Raw genomic sequence first — 18,615 nt, 5'->3', positions numbered from 1 at the left:
CTTAGTCTTTATCCATCTTTAATACAGACATAAATGCTTCCTGCGGAACATCTACTTTGCCAACGCTTTTCATGCGTTTTTTACCTTCCTTCTGCTTTTCAAGCAGCTTACGCTTCCGCGTAATGTCGCCGCCGTAGCATTTGGACAAAACGTTTTTCCTCATGGCTTTGATGGTCGAACGGGCGATGACGCTTTTCCCAATTGTCGCCTGAACCGGCACTTCAAACTGTTGGCGTGGAATTAAATCTTTTAATTTTTCAACGATAGCTTTCCCGCGTTCATAGGCCACGTCCCGGTGGACAATAACGGACAGCGCATCCACACTTTCCCCGTTTAACAAAATATCCATCTTCACGAGATTGCTTTCTTTAAAGCCGATAAACTCATAATCAAATGAAGCATAACCTTTTGTCTGGGACTTCAGCTGATCGAAAAAGTCATAGACAATTTCGGTTAACGGAAGGTCGTAGACGATATTCACACGCGTATCATCCATATACTTCATGTCTTTAAATTCGCCGCGTTTAGCCTGGCATAGCTCCATAACGGCGCCTACGTAATCATTTGGCACCATGACGGTCGCTTTTACGAACGGCTCCTCCACCCATTCCACCTGCTGGGCATCCGGCATGTTGGAAGGGTTATCGATCTCTTTCATTTCCCCGTCCACCATCTGCACGTGATAAATAACGCTCGGTGCAGTGGTGATCAGCTCGATATTATACTCGCGCTCAATGCGCTCCTGTATAATTTCCATATGCAGCAGGCCGAGGAACCCGCAGCGGAAACCGAAGCCGAGTGCCTGGGAGGTTTCTGCTTCAAACTGCAGTGAGCTGTCGTTAAGCTCCAGCCGTTCAAGTGCGTCCCGGAGCGCGTTATACTTGCTTGCATCTGTCGGGAACAGGCCGCAGAAAACCATTGGATTCATGCGTTTGTAACCCGGCAGCGGCTCGGCGGCCGGATTATGGGCGTTTGTAATTGTATCGCCGACTCTTGAATCGCCAACGTTTTTAATACCGGCAATTATAAATCCAACGTCCCCCACTGTCAGTTCATCGCAGGAGACCGGCTTCGGATTAAATACGCCGACGTCCGATACTTCAAATTCTTTTCCAGTCTGCATCATCCGGATTTTCTCCCCCGGCTTGACCGTTCCTTCTTTAATCCGGATATAGGCGATAACTCCGCGGTACGTATCATATACAGAGTCGAAAATCATGCCCTGCAGCGGAGCTGAAGGATCACCCTGCGGTGGCGGCACCTTTTCAACAATCTGCCTTAAAATTTCGTCTGTGCCTATTCCGTCCTTCGCGGAAGCAAGTACTGCTTCCGAAGCGTCCAGGCCGATAACATCCTCGACTTCCTGCTTCACCCGTTCAGGCTCTGCGCTCGGCAGATCCACCTTATTAATAATAGGCAGAATTTCCAGATCGTTATCGAGGGCAAGATACACATTGGCGAGCGTCTGGGCTTCAATGCCCTGAGCGGCATCTACAATCAAAAGGGCCCCCTCACAGGCTGCCAGGCTTCGCGACACTTCATAGGAAAAGTCGACGTGCCCCGGAGTGTCAATCAAGTGAAAAATGTACTCCACTCCATCTGTATGTGTATATTTCAGCTGTACAGAATTAAGTTTAATCGTAATACCGCGTTCTCTTTCTAAATCCATCGCATCCAGCATCTGGTCTTTCATTTCACGCTGGGTCAACGCACTGGTCGATTCTAAAATCCGGTCAGCAAGCGTCGATTTCCCGTGATCAATATGGGCGATGATCGAAAAGTTACGAATGCGCTTCTGGCGCTCAATTTTTTCCTGCTCTTTCATTGATTCGATCACTCCTGTTATTACTACTTTGCCGTGCGTTCCGTTCGCAGAGACTAACGTCTATTATAGCAATGCCCCGCTCTTCCTTCAATGTTCGCGTTCGCTTCGCTTTAATTCTGAAAATTTCATCCATTTAACTCTTTCCTGCTGAATCTTGCGCTCAGTCGTGATTTTTGATAGAATCCTTTTGTGCTGATAAAAGAAACGACCGGTAACTAAAGGAGGTGACCACCATGGCAAATATTAAATCCGCAAAAAAGCGCGTGATTATTAACGAAAATCAACGCGTGAAGCAGCAGGCTTTCCGTTCTTCCATGCGTTCGGCTATTAAAGAATTCGACAAAAACATCGATGCAAACAACGTTGATGCTGCGAAGAATTCCTACGCGCTCGCGATGAAGAAAGTAGACAAAGCAGCCAGCAAAAACATGATTCACAAAAACGCGGCCAACCGCGCTAAATCCAGAATGCACAAGCGCCTAAGCGCAGTAGCACAATAAGGATAAAACGACTCGGGCCCGAGTCGTTTTTTTATTGTCCAATTTTCTGGCCCGAGACAAGCTTCATAAAACAGAGCTCGAGGGCGAGCTGCTTATCCATTTTCCCGGCTTTCATCTGGTAATCCGTAGTACTAAGCAGCTTCAGAGCGTCCTGTAGGTACGAATGCGAAAATGCCGCCGCCGGCTTTTCAGCAAGCTGTACCGCATACGGATGGACTTTAATCGAACCGGCCATGCGTTTTCGCGAATAGCCCTGCTGCTTCAGGTTTTTTACATGATAAATAATACGGATCTGACGGGCAAGCAGAGCCAGAATCTTGATCGGCTCTTCTCCCTGCTTAAGCAGGTCGTAATATATGCGCAGCATCGTCTTTGCCTGGCCTTTGACTACGGCGTCCACCAGTTCAAACACGTTGTCCTCAAGCGAGCGCGGCACCAGTTTATCCACTGTTTCCATCATCACTTCCCCGCTCCCCGTATAAAGCTGCAGCTTTTTCGCTTCTTCGGCAAGCATCAGAAGGTCTTTCCCGGCAAGAACAATAAAACGGTCCATGACTTCGCGGCTCATTGTAAGCTGGTGGGCCTGATTAAACTGCTGCATCCATTTTTTCATCGTCTCTTCTCCGGCGGCGGCTGCTTCTAGTACCACAGCCTGTTTTTTAATTTCCTTAACTACCTTTTTCCGGGCGTCGAGCTTTTCATAAGGCGCGGACAGTATTAACACAGTAGTAGGATTCGGCTTCCTGGCATATGTTTCAAGCGCTTCGATTTTATGCTCCACCTTCTCTTTCTCTTTTGCCCCCGTTAAAAAGTAGCAGTTTTTAAGCACGATCACCCGCCGCTCTCCGAAAAAAGGGAGAGTTTCCGCCTCCTCTACAGCAATTTCCACCGGTGTCTCACGCATGTCGAATGTAGACAGATTGAATTCTCTCTCCTCTTCCGCCAGTGCTTTTCCAATAATTTTCTGCTGAATATCCTGAATCATATAGCCTTCTTCACCCTGCAAAAGGTAAAACGGCTGTACGTCCTCCTGCTGTATCTGCTTTTCCATCGTTATATAATCCATCTGCTCACACTTTCCGAACGTATTCTCTTTCTATTTTATCTTATTTTCTTTTTTATTCCTACGAGAAACCCTGACTTAATTGCACACCGGAAGCATTTCCTCTCTTGCCGTAAGTATACCAGGCGTCTCCCGGGAAGAAGTGATGAACTGGACAGCTCCCTGAAGATCCGTACGCCATATATTTACGCCCGCTTTTTCAAGTATTTCGAGAGGTTCCGGATGAGGGTGGCCAAAACGGTTGCAGTAGCCTGCTGATATAACCGCATGCTCCGGCTGAACCGCTGCCACAAAATCTTTGGCCGTGGATGTTCTGCTGCCGTGATGACCCGTTTTTAAAACGTCCACCTGCAGCCCAGGATAAGCCTGCACTATCTGTTTTTCCTGTTCGGTGGAAACGTCCCCGGTCAGCAGCCAGCGCTTTCCGCCAAGCTCAAAATACAACACAACAGAACGATCGTTTTTATCCTCCGATTCACCCCCGGGATGCAGAACATAAAAAGGCGTATTCCCAATATGGTGACTTTCCCCGCCTTCGACGATCCTAATATCTGTATGTTTGTCAAACGCTGCCAAAAGCTCCCGTTCCCCGGGCTCATACTGGGCGCTTCTGCCATACCATAGTTCGTCTGTGGGCACATGCTCCACCACGTATTTCAGGCCGCCCACGTGGTCAGCGTCCCCGTGCGTCGCAACTACCGTGTCCAATTTGCGGATTCCCCGGTATTTTAAATATTCAGCAACGACGGCCTCACCGGGATCAAAGGGAGACTCCTGTTCCTTCCACTCTTCGTCGTTAAAGCTTACCCGTCCGCCCCCATCAACAACCATCACGCCCTGCCTGTAAGGCAGTTCAATGACTGTGCTGTCTCCCTGCCCGACGTCAAGGTAGGTCACTCTTCCCCGACCATCTGTATAAGGAGCCGTCCACTGCCAGACTGCTGCCGCGAGCATGACTGCTGCTGATAGAAACATAGCTGTCTTTCGCATGTTTTTGTTCCACGCTGTAATAAACACCATGCATCCTGCCGCATATACAACGATAAAAACAGGACCCGGCTTTCCGAGAAGTACTGTGGACCACGGCATACCGGCAAGATAGATAAAAAGTTCGTGCATCCAATCAATTGCTGAAAAAACCAAAGAAAAGATTTCGGGAGGAGAAGCAATAAAAAAGGAAAGAAGGTAATTCAAAAACAAAAAGGGGAGAACGAGGAATAGAAGAACCGGGGCGAACAAAAAATTAATCAGTACATTCCATAGAGAAAATTGATAGAAGTTCCATAGTATTACAGGTAGAGAAACAAGCATTGACGAACCGGCAACCCAGACCATATTCATCCATTTCCCGGCGGCTGCCATTCTTTTTCTGCACAGAAGCAGATGGGCGCTTAATAAAAAGGAGAGCTGAAAACCGATGTGAAAAAGATAGCCCGGACTGAGAATGAGCATAACCCCCATCACCATCAAAAGAATAATTACCGGATCCATATGCCGCCCGCGGGGCCCCCATTTCTGCCAGCCGATAAAAAATCCTGCAGCAAGGGCCGCACGAAGCACCGAGGGAGCTACACCGGTCAGTACAGCATATACGGGCAAAAGGCAGAGAATCACCGTATAGGAGCGTTCCTTCGTCACCCCGATTCGCTTCAGCAGAAAAAATACAGCCCCACTAATAATGGCAACATGCATGCCGGAAACGACGAGCACGTGCACGAGACCAAGCGAGCGGTATGCTTCCTCCACCTCGCCGGCCATTGACGCACGGTCCCCAAACAGCAGAGAGCCCGCCAGACCAGCGGCCTGTTGCGGAAAGAACCTTTCAATACGCTGCATCTGCTGGGCCCGGATCCGCTGGAGGGTGTCAACGGCTCCCGTTGAGCGTGCAAAGCATTCAACGTTCTGACTATTATCCACCGTAAACAGCCAATGTATTTTTTCCCAGTACAGATAAGTCTCGTAGCTGAATCCGCCGGGATTACCAGCGGTCGACGGTGCCTTCATTTCCCCGTTCCACCGGCACTGTTCTCCCGGAAGAAGACTTTTGCTTTGCTGTATTTCTTCTTCAGTGTCAAACCACCATGTAACCGGTATGAACTCCCCCGTATCCGTACGAAGTTCAAAACGGGCCCTTCCGCCGTCATACGTTAGAGGCGAGGCTACGGTACCAGTAATTTCTGATTCGGTGCCGTTAAAAAATGAATCGTTGTGTTCCACCCAGTACCAGGAGCTTCCGGCAAAGATCAGTGTTAATACTGCACCGGCAGCAAATACCCGAAAGCGCCGCAATATGATAAAACCGGCGCCGAAGCAAAGCCAAATAATCCCCCACATCCAGAAATCTCCACGGAGCAGCATTCCGACTGGGGCTGTCATAGATATAAGTATCCATAGGACGGGGATCGTGTTCACCCCCAAATGTTAAATATTAAGATAGGAAAAAGAAAAAGAAAGGGCCTGCCCAGCGAGGCAGGCTTTGTCGTTCGTGGTTTATTTCTGGCTTTCCTGGAGGGCTTCTTCTAAATCGCGAAGAATGTCGTCTATATGTTCGATGCCAACGGAAACCCGGATAAGGTCTGCCGATACCCCTGCCGCACGCTGATCTTCCTCAGAGAGCTGCTGATGCGTGGTGCTTGCCGGATGAATAACTAACGACTTTGCGTCTCCGACATTCGCTACGTGCGAATGCAGATTGCAGGCTTCGATAAATTTTTTCCCTTCGGCGAGACCACCTTTGATGCCAAAGGTCAGGATGGCCCCTTTTCCTTTCGGCAGATACTTTTCCGCTGTAGCATGCGTCTCATGTGAAGAAAGTCCGGGGTAGTTCACCCAGTCCACCAGCTCATGCTGCTCCAGAAATGACGCTGTCTTTTCGGCGTTTTCACAGTGACGCTCCATTCGCAGATGAAGCGTTTCAAGCCCCTGGAGAAGCAAAAATGAGTTCATTGGAGAAATAGCTGGTCCTAAATCACGCAGCAGCTGCACACGTGCCTTTAAAATATAGGCCATTTCTCCAACCGCTTCGGTAAATACGACACCGTGATAACTCGGGTCCGGCTCTGTAAGCCCTGGGAATTTGCCATTATCCCAGTTGAATTTTCCGCTGTCCACAATCACGCCGCCAATCGTCGTGCCATGTCCGCCGATAAATTTTGTTGCCGAATGTACGACGATATCCGCGCCGTGGTCAATGGGCCGGCACAGAATAGGCGTAACTGTCGTAGCGTCCACTATTAAAGGCAGCCCGTTATCGTGAGCCACCCCGGCAATTTTTTCGATATCAAGTACATTGCCATTGGGATTTCCAATAATTTCGCTGAATATTAATTTTGTATTTTCATTTATCTTTTCCTCGTACGCCCGCGGGTCCGTACCATCCACCAGATGAACCTGGATACCCATTTTCGGAAGCGTATGCATAAACATGTTGTACGTGCCGCCGTACAAGCCGCTCGAAGCGACAATTTCATCTCCGGCGCTGCAAATATTCAATACGGCAATATGAATAGCGGAGCTGCCGCTTGCAGTAGCAAGCGCACCGATACCTCCATCCAACGCAGCCATTCGTTTTTCAAAAACATCGGAGGTCGGGTTCATGATTCGGGTGTAAATGTTCCCAAATTCCTGAAGGCCAAATAAATCAGCGGCATGGTCGGTATCATTAAACTCATAGGATGTTGTCTGGTAAATAGGCACCGCTCTTGCGTTAGTGGCCGGATCGGGAGTTTGGCCCGCATGCACAGAAAGTGTTTCAAGTTTCCAGTCTTTATGTTCTTCCACAGGAAAGCTCCTTTCTCTAAAAACAATAGTATTCCTTTCTTAACTTTATCAGACTATTTCGAAAAGTAAATATTAGAGAGAAATGTAATCCCGGAGCTGCTCCACTGTCTTTTCACCTATTCCGCTCACATTGGATAAGTCTTCTATCGTTTCAAAGGAACCGTTCTCTTCCCGGTAGCTTAAAATAGCTGCGGCTTTTGCCGGGCCAATTCCAGGTATAGTTTCTAAATCCACCTGCTCCGCCTCATTCACATTAACCACAGACCCTTCCTCACTGCTTTCTTCGAGCGGGCCAGTAACTGTTTCCTCCCCTTCCCCAGGTATATGAATAACCATCTCATCCTCTACTCTTTCTGCAAGATTCACCTGAAGCATATCCGCTTTGTCCGTAATTCCGCCCGCCTTCTGGATCGCTTCTTCGACTCTCTCATCTGACTGAAGTTTATAAACGCCCGGGGCATGCACTTCCCCTTTCACATCGACCTGGACCACTCCACCGGGTTCTTCAGCTTCCTGCTCAGAACCACTTCCGGAGGCCTCTTCCTGCACTGTTTCGTCCGATTGATTTTCCCATGGAACAGATTCCTGCTTTTCCGCCTGTTTCCCGGGTAGTCCGCTCCAAAATAATAGAAACATAATTCCAAGGCACACGGCTCCGCCGGCGCTGACTGCAATTAATTTCCAACGGCTCGTCAAAGAAAGCATCAACTCCAGATTCTTTTATTTGTTTAATTAGTAAAGGGAAAATTCAGGAGGGGAAGGGAGCAGGGCCCCCGTATAAAAGAGGAGAGTGTTCACTTCTATATATTACAATATTTTACACTATTTGTCTGTTTTTTTCGCCAAAAAGAATATGCGCTCGCTTTCTTCATCCGGAAAATCCGCTGTGAAGTCAGCTGTGATACGGACAGTCGAAAAACCCGCTTCCTCGAGCCACTCTTTGTATTCATTAACGGCAAATGTACGCTGTACATGATCTTCATCAAACCGGCTGTAGGTGCCATCTGCATTTTTCGAAAAAATAGTCAGCTCATGCTCAACCTCCCAGATTTGTTCTGAAGGATACACATCCCATATAAAAGAAATCTCTTCATCATTGTCCGCAAAGGAAACCTCAGACAAAATATCCTCTATGTAGTGAATGGAATGAACGTCGAACATAAAGGCACCACCAGCTTCAAGATGATTATACACACCGGCAAAGGTAGCTTTAACATCCTCCGGCTTTGTTAAATAGTTCAGGGAATCACAAAAACAAAAAATGAGCTGGTACGTATCCGGCGCGTCCAAAAACCTCATATCCTGATGGAACAATACAGGTCTTTCCCGTGAAGCACTCCATTTCTGCGCTGCCACTGCAAGCATGTCTGCTGAAAGATCCATGCCGTCAGCATGAAATCCTTCGTTATAGAGACGTTTCATGATCTCTCCGGTTCCGCATCCAAGTTCAAGCATTTTGGGATTATTGGCCGGGACTTCTTTTATGACGGTTTCTTTCCAGGCGTCATACGGAGCTTCAGCCATCAGCCGGTCATACACTTCGGCAAAGCCGTTATACATTGAGTGGGCCATGCTGCACTTCCCTTCATTTTAAATTAGAAAAAAGGCCTGATTTTTCAGGCCTTTCTGGCTTACATTGTTACTGGGAAAGCACCGTTTCGAGTTCCACGTATGCGGCATCTCCCCATAATTTTTCAAGGTTGTAATAATTTCTTTCGTCTTCATGAAAAATGTGTACAACGACATCCCCGAGATCGATCAGCACCCATTTGGCTTCGTTATAGCCTTCAAGCCTCTGTACGTCGAGACCCTGCTTGTGCGCAGCCTTTTTCAATTCTGTGGCAATCGCCTGCACCTGCTTTTCAGAAGTGCCGTGCCCGATAACAAAATAATCTGCAATCGGTGAAACCCCTCTCATATCAAGTGCTACGATATCGTGTGCATTTTTGCTGTCAGCAGTTTGTACCGCTAATTCAAGCAGTTCCTTTTCGTTCATCTACAGGCCTCCATTATTTGTGCTCCATCACCAGATCGTTGTAAGCGGCAAGCGTATCTGGAAATACAGGAACATTTTTTGAAATTAAAAATTGAATCGTGTTTCCAAGAGCCATGATGATGGCAGCGTCTATATCTGATTCTGCCGCCTCCCGGACTTTTTCCACTCCAGGAAATGTGCGGTTTGGCTCTATATAATCCGCTAAAAACAGCACCTTTTCATAAGCTGTCATATTGGGCTTTCCGGTCGTATGCCAGTAAATAGAAGAAACAATATCCGCGTCTGCAATCCCGGCTTCTGTCTGAATGAAATAAGCACCGGCCGGGGCATGAAGCAATTCGTCCCCGTAGGCGATAAACCTGCCGGCTTCTTCTTTTCCACGGAGCAGTTCACGCATTTCTTCGACAGGACGGTATTTAGCATAGTCATGCAAAATAGCTGCTATCTCTACTTTATTATAATCGATATCAAACCGTTCTGCCAAATATAAAGCGGTCTCCCGGACACCGAGTGTGTGCTTGTATCTGTTTTCCGTCAACTGTTTTTTAACGATTTGAAGAGCTTCATTTTTGTCCATACAGTTTTTTCCTCTCAATCTCTTTTAATACATTACCCGGCACAATATAGCGGACGGTTTCGCCGTCCCTGAGCCGGCGGCGTATCATCGAAGAAGAAACGTGCATCACAGGAGCTTCCACCTGGGTCAGCCATGAAGGCTTGCGGCCGTTGTAGCCGGGCCGGTTTACAAATACAAATTCAACCAGCCTGCGAAGCTTTTCAATATCCTTCCATTTATCCATCTGGTCTGCCATATCGCCGCCGATCAAAAAGAAGAACTCCGTTTCGGGCGCCTGCTGCTTAAAATAGCGTACTGTATCAATTGTATACGAAGGTCCGCCACGTTCGATCTCCACGGAGGACGTTCGAAATCCGGGATTATCCTCAATCGCTGCTTCTACAAGCCTTAGACGTTCTTCCCCGGAAATCATTTTCTCCCTCTGCTTATGTGGCGGTGTGTGGACTGGGATAAACCAAACTTCATCCAGATTTAATGCATTTTTTGCCTCTTCCGCCATAATCAGATGAGCTAAATGCGGCGGATCAAATGTGCCTCCGAACAGGCCGATACGTTCATTCATAATAGCTTCTCCTTGTTTACTTTGGAAGTTCAATCCCAGGATTGTCTTTCGATCTCCGGTACAATACGATCGTATTTCCGATTACCTGTACAACTTCAGAGCCGGTACCTTCAGCAAGCTCAGACGCCACTTCATGCTTGTCTTCCATGCAGTTCTGCAGAAGATTCACCTTCAGAATTTCCCTTTTTTCAATCGCTTCATCTACGTGTGTAATAATTTGTTCATTCATACCTTCTTTTCCAATTTGGAAAAGTGGCTTTAACGAATGTGCTTCTCTTCGCAAAGTACGCTTTTGTTTATTATTAAGCATTGTTTTCTCCTTTTAGATGGTCTTCGACAAGTGCCTGCATTGCTTTACGGTCCGGTTCCGTCCCCGTCCAGTACTTGAACGCAAGCGCTCCCTGATTAACAAACATTCCACTTCCATTCAATGTGTCGACCCCTGCCTGCCGGGCATCCTTTAACCACCTGGTTTCCCAAGGGTTATAGATAAGGTCACTGCATAATGCAGAAGCTTTTACATTTTTGAGGCTCCAGGGGGAATTGTTTATCTCAGGGCTCATCCCAATCGAAGTAGTGTTAATTAGTATGTCGTACTCATGGTTCCTGCTTTCCGCTTCCTCTTTAGCCGCTACTTTGATAGCTGCTATATCTTCCAGATGTTTTTTCAGCTGTTCTGCTTTTTCCTGCGTGCGGTTCACAATAGTAATGCTCTCAGGGCCCCGCAGGCTTAACGCGTAGCATACGGCCCGCGCTGCCCCGCCCGCTCCAATCACAAGAATGTTTGCATTTTTGATTTGATCCAATGAACGTACAGCCAGTAAAGATTCCAGATAGCCTTCCCCGTCCGTATTATATCCGACAAGCGCATCATTTTCTCTTACGACCGTATTCACCGCGCCGATTCTTTCGGCTGAGGGGTCAAGCTTATCGATATAGTCCATCACCCGTACTTTGTGGGGAATGGTAATGTTGAAGCCGGCAGCCCCTAGCTGCCGAAGCGCCTGTACACCCTTTTGCAGCTCTTCTTCCGGCATATCGAACAAATGGTAGTACCCGTCTATGCTTAGTTTTCCGAATTGCTCATTATGCATTTGCGGCGACAGCGAATGACCGAGCGGATGGCCGATTAAGCCAAGCAGCGTTTTTGGCAATTAAATCACCGCCTCCCGTTTTGATACTCCTGTACCAACCGGCACGTAAATATCCACGGAAGCACGGGCGTTTGTTACCGTAATCCATCCGAGGCCCTGCACAACAATATCTGTTTTTTCCTCTTTAATTTCAATTCGGTGCTTCGTTAATTCCGGCGCATCTTCCACACTGTACGGAGGCTTTAATACGTCTCCGACCCTGTCCGGGTGGAGGCGGTCAGCGTTATCCTGCTTGGTGCGGTGCACCGGAAGCCGGTTAGACATAAACACAACAAATGAATTAGGATCGCCTTCAACAAAATCCATGCGCACGTAACCGCCGATAAATATAGTCTGTCCGCTTTCAAGCTGGTACACTTTCGGCTTTAATTCCTTTTCAGGAATAAACTCTTTCCGTTCCTTAAGACTCCGTGTGCGCCCGAACTGCTTATCGTTGATAAGTCCGGGAGTATCGTAAAGACTCGCCTGTTCATCTAAAGGGACTTCAATCATGTCAAGCGTCGTTCCCGGAAAATGAGAAGTAGTAATGTCCTGTTCTTCATTTTCGCCGAATTCAGCAATCAGTGCATTAATAAATGTAGATTTACCAACGTTAGTGCACCCGGTGACGTACACGTCTCTGCCATTTCTTAGCTCTTCAATGCTTGAAGCAGCTTTTTTAATCCCGTGTTTATTTTTGGCACTCAGCAAAACAACGTCTTTTGGCTTTAATCCCTGCTGCTTTGCCTGACGGCGAATCCAGTGGAGAAGCTTGTTTTCATTTAAAGAGTGCGGCAGCAGATCCGTTTTGTTCACCATTAAAAGCACCGGGTTATCTCCGACATATCTTTGAAATCCCGGAATCCAGCTGCCTTCAAAATCAAACACATCAACAATTTTTACAATAAGTGCTTTTTTTCTGCCGAGCTCATGCAGCTTATCACGGAAATCCTGATCTTCCATGTCCACGTCCTGAACTTCATTATAATGCTTCAAACGAAAACAACGCTGGCAGATCACTGTCGCTCTGTCTACTAGCGCTGATGTCGGGACGTACCCGGCTTTATTTTTATCCTCATTTTGAATAGGCGCCCCACATCCGGCGCAGTACAGCTCTTCGGTCATTGTGTATCCTCCCATTGAATTAATCCTCTGTCTTTTAAGCGCTTCATTAACCGGCGTTCTATCTTCCGGTTAATTTTTGTCAGAAAGCCATCACTTTGGGCCACAGGCACAACTAACACCGTGTAAAATCCGGCCCGGTTTCCTCCGAATACATCCGTCAGAACCTGGTCACCGATTACAACCACTTCACGCTTTTTAAGTCCCATCCGTCTGGTCGCTTTTCGAAACGCCCGGCCCATCGGTTTTTTGGCCGAATGAATGAAATGAATGCCGTTTGGCTCTGAAAACGAGCGCACACGGTGCTCCGAATTGTTGGAAACAATAGTTACCTGAAAACCCTGCTCCTGTAAAAAGAAAAACCAATCATCAAGCTCGTTTGTTATATCCGGCCGGTCCCATTCTACCAGAGTATTATCCAAATCAGTGATAATACCTTTAATATTGTTTTCACGCAGGTGTTCTAAATCGAGATCTAAAACACTCGGCAAGTATTCATTCGGCATAAATCGCTTAATCAAAATCCCGTCCCCCTTCAAGCAGGCCCGCTTTAACTTCCGGCCTGCAGCTCACTGTAATATAAAACGCACTTATTTCTTCTATTTTAACAAACCCTTATTCAAATATCGCAATAACCTGGCGTTGTTTTCCGTCATAAGCCGTACAAACAGCAAGTATAACCGTCAGAAGCTTTTTTTTCAATTTTCTTTAGAGACGTCATGCAATATTGAAAAAAAAATTGTGAAAAGCGCCCCCGTCTCTTCCTATATATGTGTTTGAAATGATTGCTGTTTCCGGGATTCGCTTCTAATGCAAGGCGTTTAGATATACGCTATAATGTGAAAAGAATTCAGTGGCGACCGAAACTAACAAGGAGGTTCTTCATGTTTACTATTTTACACCTTGCCATCATTGCACCGTTTCTGGCTGCTGTGCTGGTGCCTCTTCTGTATAAATTTATTCCGCGTATACATACAGGATGGTTCGTACTTATTGTTCCTATTATTCTTTTCAGCTACTTTTTGAGCTACCTTCCGGACGTTTCCGGCACGGGCTCCGTCATGAAAACATTCGAATGGATCCCTTCCCTGGGCATTAATTATATTGCCTATGTGGACGGTCTCGGCCTTTTATTTGCCCTGCTGATTACAGGGATCGGGGCTCTCGTAGTTCTGTACTCCATCTATTACCTGGACAAGCATAAGGAGCAGTTAAATAATTTTTATACATATCTGATGCTTTTTATGGGGGCCATGCTGGGCCTTACGTTGTCAGATAATTTAATCGTTTTATATACTTTCTGGGAAATTACGAGCATTTCATCATTTCTGCTGATTTCTTATTGGTATACAAAAGAAAAATCCCGCTACGGGGCATTGAAATCACTGCTTATCACCGTTATGGGCGGATTTGCCCTTTTAGTTGGTTTTGTGCTGATCGCTTCTGTAACCGGCACCTACAGCATTCGCGGCATCCTGGAAGCTTCGGATCAGCTCGCCGACAGTCCGCTGTTTCTGCCGGCCATGCTTTTGATTCTGCTCGGGGCATTTACAAAGTCGGCCCAGTTTCCGTTTCACATCTGGCTGCCGGACGCAATGGAGGCACCGACGCCGGTTAGTGCCTACCTGCACTCCGCGACAATGGTTAAAGCGGGCATTTATTTAGTTGCCCGCATGACCCCCCTGTTTGCGGTCAGTGCCTATTGGTTCTGGCTTGTCACTGGCTTCGGGCTTCTTACTCTCATATGGGGATCCCTTTCTGCAATACGACAGACCGATTTAAAAGGCATCCTCGCGTACTCCACGGTCAGTCAGCTCGGAATGATTTTGTCGATGCTCGGCGCCGGGGCTGCAGCGCTTCACTATGACAGTATCGACAACAACGCCTACACGCTTGCAGTGGCAGCTGCCATTTTTCACTTAATTAACCATGCCACCTACAAAGGAAGCCTGTTTATGATGGTAGGTATCATTGATCACGAAACAGGCACACGGGACATCCGCCGGCTTGGCGGTCTCATGACATTAATGCCGATTTCCTTTACCATTGCCGTCATCGGTGGATTTTCGATGGCTGGCCTGCCGCCATTCAACGGATTTTTAAGTAAAGAAATGTTTTTCATGTCCATGGTTGAAATTACTCACTTCCCGCAGTACAGCGCAGATTCTATTGGTATTCTGCTTCCAATCGTCGCCTGGGCAGCGAGTATTTTCACTTTTGTTTACTCCATGATGATCATTTTCCGGACCTTTACCGGGAAGCTTCAGAAGGAAAAGCTTCCAACCAAACCACATGAAGCTCCGCTTGGCATGCTTTTGTCTCCCATCATTCTCGTAGCTCTTGTGTTGTTTATCGGCTTTTTCCCGAACACACTCGTGCCAACGATTATCGAACCGGCAATGGCGTCTATTATGCCTGAGCTTGCCCAGACAGGATCATTTGGGGTGGACATTTACTTCTGGCACGGCTTTTCCCTTGAACTGTTTATGACTATCGGCGTTGTCCTGCTTGGTACGGCCATATTCCTGGCGCTGCAAAAATGGAATAAAATGCACGCCATCTTTCCGGAAAACCGTCTGTTTAATCAGGCGTACAACCGTTCTCTTGAAGGGCTTGACCGCTCTTCTCACGCCTTAATGTCCTGGCATATGACCGGGCTCGTGAGAGATTACTTTATATATATTTTCTCTTTCACCGTAGTACTGCTCCTTTTCTCGCTTTTCGGTACTGGAGCATTTACTATCGATTTCGAAAATATGGTTTCAGTTAGTCCTTATGAAGCCGTTCTCTCTCTGGTACTGGTAGGGTCTTCCCTTATTCTTATGTTTACCCGGTCCCGGTTGAAGGCGGTCATTTCCCTGGGCGTGCTCGGCTACACGGTGGCATTGTTCTTTGTATTATTCCGGGCACCGGATCTGGCATTAACGCAGCTGACGATTGAGACCGTTTCGGTGACGTTATTTTTACTTTGTTTCTATCATTTCCCTCAAATCTTCGATGCTCTGAAGGAAACGAAATTTCATGCAGTCAACTTTGTTATCTCAGCTGCAGTCGGACTCACTGTTACATTAATCGGCCTTTCCGCCAGCGGCACCAGACTGTTTCCGGCAATATCTGATTACTTTTTGGAAAACAGCTACAAAGAAGCAGGCGGCAATAACGTCGTAAACGTTATCCTAGTGGATTTCCGCGGATTTGATACCCTGCTTGAGATTCTCGTATTAGCTATCGCCTCCCTCGGAGTTTACTCCTTAATTAAATTACGGCTGGCAGGAGGTGAGAATAAATGAAGTACAACGACATCATTTTGCAGACAGTAACGAAATTCATTTCATTTCTCATCTTTCTGTTTGCAGTCTATATCTTTTTCAACGGCCACCAGGAGCCCGGAGGCGGCTTTATCGGAGGACTGATGACAAGTGCTGCACTAGTTCTTCTGCTTCTCGCCTTCGATATGGAAACAATCCGCCGGGCCCTGCCGATTGATTACAAACTTATGACCGCCATCGGCCTTGTATTTGCTGTTGGTACCGGCGTAGGCTCGTTTTTCTTCTCGGTACCGTTTCTTTCACAAACCTTCGGTTATTTTCATTTTCCCGTACTGGGTGAACTGGAACTGACGACGACCCTCGCCTTCGACCTGGGTGTTTATCTGGTCGTTATTGGAACGGCTATGACTATTATTCAAACGATCGGAGAGGATAAATAGTGGAAATAATTATGTCTATCCTTGCCGGCTTCTTATTTACTGTCGGTTTGTATTTAATACTGACGAAAAACTTAATCCGCATTATTATTGGCAGCTCAGTTTTAAGCCACGGAGCCCATTTGCTGCTTTTGACCATGGCGGGGCTGAAGACTGGCGCCCCCCCACTGCTTGGTCTTGAAGCTGATACTTATGTAGATCCGCTTCCCCAGGCTCTTATACTGACAGCTATCGTTATCAGCTTTGGAGTAACGTCTTTTATTCTCGTTTTAGGATACCGTACGTACAAAGTGACCGGGGCGGCTGAGACTGACCAACTGAGAGGAACTGATACTGATGAGTAATTGGCTGATCCTTCCGGTCCTTATCCCTCTCATCGCAGGGATTGTGGCATTGTTTTTTCCAAAGCATGTCACCGCCCAGCGTACCTGGGCATTTATTACGAGCCTGATCCTGATTGGCGTCAATATCTTTTTGCTTACGTACATATTGGCCAACGGAATCATGACTCTTGAGCTCGGCGGCTGGGAAGCTCCGTTTGGCATTGTTCTGGTAGGAGATTCGTTAGCCGTACTTTTAACGACGACTACGGCACTTGTGGCGCTGCCCATTATTTATTTCTCCTTCAGCACCATCGGAGTGGAGCGGGAAAAATATTATTACTACGCCTTTTTCCAGTTTTTAATCGCCGGAGTGTCCGGAGCTTTTCTGACTGGTGATATTTTCAACCTGTTTGTCTGTTTCGAGGTTCTTCTTTTAGCCTCCTACGCTTTAATCGGCCACGGCGGTACAAAAACACAGCTGAAGGAATCGTTTAACTACGTTATTGTAAACGTCGTTTCCTCCGCTTTTTTCGTTATTGGTGTGGCGTACCTTTACGCCGTCACAGGCACGCTGAACATGGCCCAGCTCAGCGAGCGGGTCAGTGAAGCAGGCTCTGAACCGATTATCACGGTTATTGCCATTTTGTTTTTAATCGTGTTTGGATTAAAAGGAGCGTTATTCCCTCTGTACTTCTGGCTGCCAGGATCATATTCAGTACCTCCAACAGCCATTGGGGCGATATTTGCTGCTCTTTTGACCAAGGTCGGCATCTACAGCATTTTTAGAACCTACTCTGTTATCTTTACTGAAGATACGGCCATTACACATACCATCCTTCTCGTCCTTTCAGCAGTAACGATGATTATTGGTGTTATCGGTGCAATTGCTTACAGAGATGTTAAATTGATTTTAGTATACAATGTTATTGTAGCTGTTGGGTTTATCCTCTTCGGTGTCGCTTCATTAAACAGCGATGCGTTTGTAGGGGCCATATACTACCTGCTGCACGATATCGTTATTAAAGCAGCACTCTTTCTGATTATTGGGGCACTGATTACTGCAGCCGGCACCAGTAAGCTTTCAGGTATGGGGGGAATTATTAAGCACCACCCGCTTCTCACCTGGATGTTTTTCATCTCTGCTCTCGCTCTTGCCGGCGTTCCTCCTCTTGGGGGCTTTCCCGGCAAGCTGATGCTTGTTGTCGGTGGTGCTGAAGCCGGTCATTATATTGTCGTAGCAGTTATGATGATTGCAAGTCTGCTTGTACTTTATTCTGTAATACGCATTTTCCTTCAGGGCTTTTTGGGAGAACCAATGCTTACCCACGCAGAACAGTACGGCAGTATTAAAGCACAGATGCCTCCAATCGTCTTTCTCGTAGCGCTGTCTGCATTCATGGGCTTTGGTGCCGAAATTATGTATCCTTTTGTGGAAAGTGCCGCAGAAACGCTGATCAATCCCCGTGCTTATGTTGAAGCTGTGTTAGGGGGGAATTCATAATGTCGTTTCAGATTATGATCAATATTGTTATGGCTCTGCTTTGGATGATTATTAATGATGCATGGTCGTTTGCATCCTTTATCAGCGGCTTTTTTCTTGGTCTTCTTGTCCTGTATTTCATGCGGGGCTTTTTCCGGGAGAGACTGTATTTCCACCGGGTCTATGCGGCCCTCGTGCTGATGCTTATCTTTTTTAAAGAATTAATTCTGTCCAGCTTCTCTGTCGCCCGGCAGATCCTGAGTCCTAAACTAAACATCAGTCCCGGGATCTTTGAAATGGAAACCACTCTGGAGCACGAATGGGAAATAACACTGCTGTCGCTTTTAATTACTCTTACGCCGGGAACGCTGGTAGTCGAAGTTGCTCCGGATAACCGTTCATTGTTTATCCATGCGATGGACCTGCAGAGTGTGGAAGCGGCTCAAGAGGAAATCCGCAATTCATTCGAAAAAGCGATTAGGGAGGTAAGCAGATAATGATATTAAATGCGATTTATATCACAGCAGCAACGCTCGTCACTATATCCA

19 protein-coding genes are annotated in these 18,615 nt (G+C 47.0%); 6 read left to right on the top strand and 13 right to left on the bottom strand.

The features are described from left to right. Nucleotide 1 precedes the first annotated feature (1 nt). Nucleotides 2-1,825: a translation elongation factor 4 gene (lepA, locus tag ACTRXI_RS07160; protein ID WP_474261766.1), complete on the bottom strand. Its 1,824-nt coding sequence runs from the start codon at nucleotides 1,823-1,825 to the stop codon at nucleotides 2-4. Between the two features lie 233 nt (nucleotides 1,826-2,058). Here lepA and rpsT point away from each other — a divergent pair, with 233 nt between their 5' ends. Beyond that, nucleotides 2,059-2,325, top strand: a complete 267-nt coding sequence (gene rpsT, locus ACTRXI_RS07155) for a 30S ribosomal protein S20 (protein ID WP_091611924.1) — start codon at nucleotides 2,059-2,061, stop codon at nucleotides 2,323-2,325. A gap of 31 nt (nucleotides 2,326-2,356) precedes the next feature. On the opposite strand, the gene holA is transcribed toward rpsT, so the two are convergent. From holA to ACTRXI_RS07095, 12 genes are all read right to left on the bottom strand, one after another. Further along, entirely contained in the window at nucleotides 2,357-3,376 is a 1,020-nt protein-coding gene (holA, locus tag ACTRXI_RS07150) for a DNA polymerase III subunit delta (protein ID WP_474261765.1), read from the bottom strand. A gap of 90 nt (nucleotides 3,377-3,466) precedes the next feature. Next, complete coding sequence (locus ACTRXI_RS07145; RefSeq protein ID WP_474261764.1) at nucleotides 3,467-5,764, bottom strand: DNA internalization-related competence protein ComEC/Rec2; 2,298 nt, start codon at nucleotides 5,762-5,764, stop codon at nucleotides 3,467-3,469. A 114-nt stretch (nucleotides 5,765-5,878) separates the two neighbouring features. Beyond that, nucleotides 5,879-7,168 (bottom strand): homocysteine synthase, encoded by a 1,290-nt coding sequence (locus ACTRXI_RS07140; RefSeq protein WP_474261763.1) that lies wholly within the window; start codon nucleotides 7,166-7,168, stop codon nucleotides 5,879-5,881. A gap of 72 nt (nucleotides 7,169-7,240) precedes the next feature. Next, on the bottom strand, nucleotides 7,241-7,864 hold the full coding sequence (locus ACTRXI_RS07135) for a helix-hairpin-helix domain-containing protein (RefSeq protein WP_474261762.1): 624 nt from the start codon (nucleotides 7,862-7,864) through the stop codon (nucleotides 7,241-7,243). A gap of 126 nt (nucleotides 7,865-7,990) precedes the next feature. Next, nucleotides 7,991-8,740 carry a class I SAM-dependent DNA methyltransferase gene (locus tag ACTRXI_RS07130; RefSeq protein ID WP_474261761.1) on the bottom strand — a complete coding sequence of 250 codons (750 nt, stop codon included), beginning with the start codon at nucleotides 8,738-8,740 and terminating at the stop codon, nucleotides 7,991-7,993. A gap of 67 nt (nucleotides 8,741-8,807) precedes the next feature. Next, nucleotides 8,808-9,164: a ribosome silencing factor gene (rsfS, locus tag ACTRXI_RS07125; RefSeq protein WP_474261760.1), complete on the bottom strand. Its 357-nt coding sequence runs from the start codon at nucleotides 9,162-9,164 to the stop codon at nucleotides 8,808-8,810. Nucleotides 9,165-9,177: 13 nt separating this feature from the next. Beyond that, nucleotides 9,178-9,741: a bis(5'-nucleosyl)-tetraphosphatase (symmetrical) YqeK gene (gene yqeK / locus ACTRXI_RS07120; RefSeq protein ID WP_474261759.1), complete on the bottom strand. Its 564-nt coding sequence runs from the start codon at nucleotides 9,739-9,741 to the stop codon at nucleotides 9,178-9,180. Then, nucleotides 9,728-10,303: a nicotinate-nucleotide adenylyltransferase gene (locus tag ACTRXI_RS07115; RefSeq protein WP_474261758.1), complete on the bottom strand. Its 576-nt coding sequence runs from the start codon at nucleotides 10,301-10,303 to the stop codon at nucleotides 9,728-9,730. Before ACTRXI_RS07115 ends, yqeK begins: the two co-directional genes overlap by 14 nt. Nucleotides 10,304-10,319: 16 nt before the next feature. Further along, nucleotides 10,320-10,613 carry a ribosome assembly RNA-binding protein YhbY gene (gene yhbY / locus ACTRXI_RS07110; protein ID WP_322525738.1) on the bottom strand — a complete coding sequence of 98 codons (294 nt, stop codon included), beginning with the start codon at nucleotides 10,611-10,613 and terminating at the stop codon, nucleotides 10,320-10,322. Further along, nucleotides 10,606-11,457 (bottom strand): shikimate dehydrogenase, encoded by an 852-nt coding sequence (aroE, locus tag ACTRXI_RS07105; RefSeq protein ID WP_474261757.1) that lies wholly within the window; start codon nucleotides 11,455-11,457, stop codon nucleotides 10,606-10,608. Before aroE ends, yhbY begins: the two co-directional genes overlap by 8 nt. Beyond that, nucleotides 11,458-12,561: a ribosome biogenesis GTPase YqeH gene (yqeH, locus tag ACTRXI_RS07100; RefSeq protein ID WP_474261756.1), complete on the bottom strand. Its 1,104-nt coding sequence runs from the start codon at nucleotides 12,559-12,561 to the stop codon at nucleotides 11,458-11,460. Further along, entirely contained in the window at nucleotides 12,558-13,076 is a 519-nt protein-coding gene (locus ACTRXI_RS07095; RefSeq protein WP_474261875.1) for a YqeG family HAD IIIA-type phosphatase, read from the bottom strand. Before ACTRXI_RS07095 ends, yqeH begins: the two co-directional genes overlap by 4 nt. A gap of 366 nt (nucleotides 13,077-13,442) precedes the next feature. Between ACTRXI_RS07095 and ACTRXI_RS07090 the strand changes: the two genes are divergently transcribed. From ACTRXI_RS07090 to ACTRXI_RS07070, 5 genes are read left to right on the top strand one after another with little or no spacing between them, the layout of a single operon-like run. Next, entirely contained in the window at nucleotides 13,443-15,848 is a 2,406-nt protein-coding gene (locus ACTRXI_RS07090) for a Na+/H+ antiporter subunit A (protein WP_474261755.1), read from the top strand. Then, a complete protein-coding gene (locus ACTRXI_RS07085) occupies nucleotides 15,845-16,267 on the top strand; it encodes a Na(+)/H(+) antiporter subunit B (RefSeq protein WP_474261754.1) in 423 nt (140 codons plus the stop codon). The genes ACTRXI_RS07090 and ACTRXI_RS07085 overlap by 4 nt, the downstream gene beginning before the upstream one ends. Beyond that, a complete protein-coding gene (locus tag ACTRXI_RS07080; protein WP_022793834.1) occupies nucleotides 16,267-16,608 on the top strand; it encodes a Na(+)/H(+) antiporter subunit C in 342 nt (113 codons plus the stop codon). The genes ACTRXI_RS07085 and ACTRXI_RS07080 overlap by 1 nt, the downstream gene beginning before the upstream one ends. Continuing rightward, the gene (locus ACTRXI_RS07075) at nucleotides 16,601-18,088 is read left to right on the top strand and encodes a Na+/H+ antiporter subunit D (RefSeq protein WP_474261753.1); all 1,488 of its coding nucleotides are present in this window, start codon (nucleotides 16,601-16,603) and stop codon (nucleotides 18,086-18,088) included. The genes ACTRXI_RS07080 and ACTRXI_RS07075 overlap by 8 nt, the downstream gene beginning before the upstream one ends. Further along, entirely contained in the window at nucleotides 18,088-18,564 is a 477-nt protein-coding gene (locus ACTRXI_RS07070; RefSeq protein ID WP_474261752.1) for a Na+/H+ antiporter subunit E, read from the top strand. Before ACTRXI_RS07075 ends, ACTRXI_RS07070 begins: the two co-directional genes overlap by 1 nt. Nucleotides 18,565-18,615: the final 51 nt, after the last annotated feature.

This window comes from Marinococcus sp. LNHM4E3-1, from assembly GCF_056034405.1.
The sequence above is the reverse complement of the archived record's forward strand: the minus strand, read 5'-3'. Positions and strand labels throughout refer to the sequence as shown.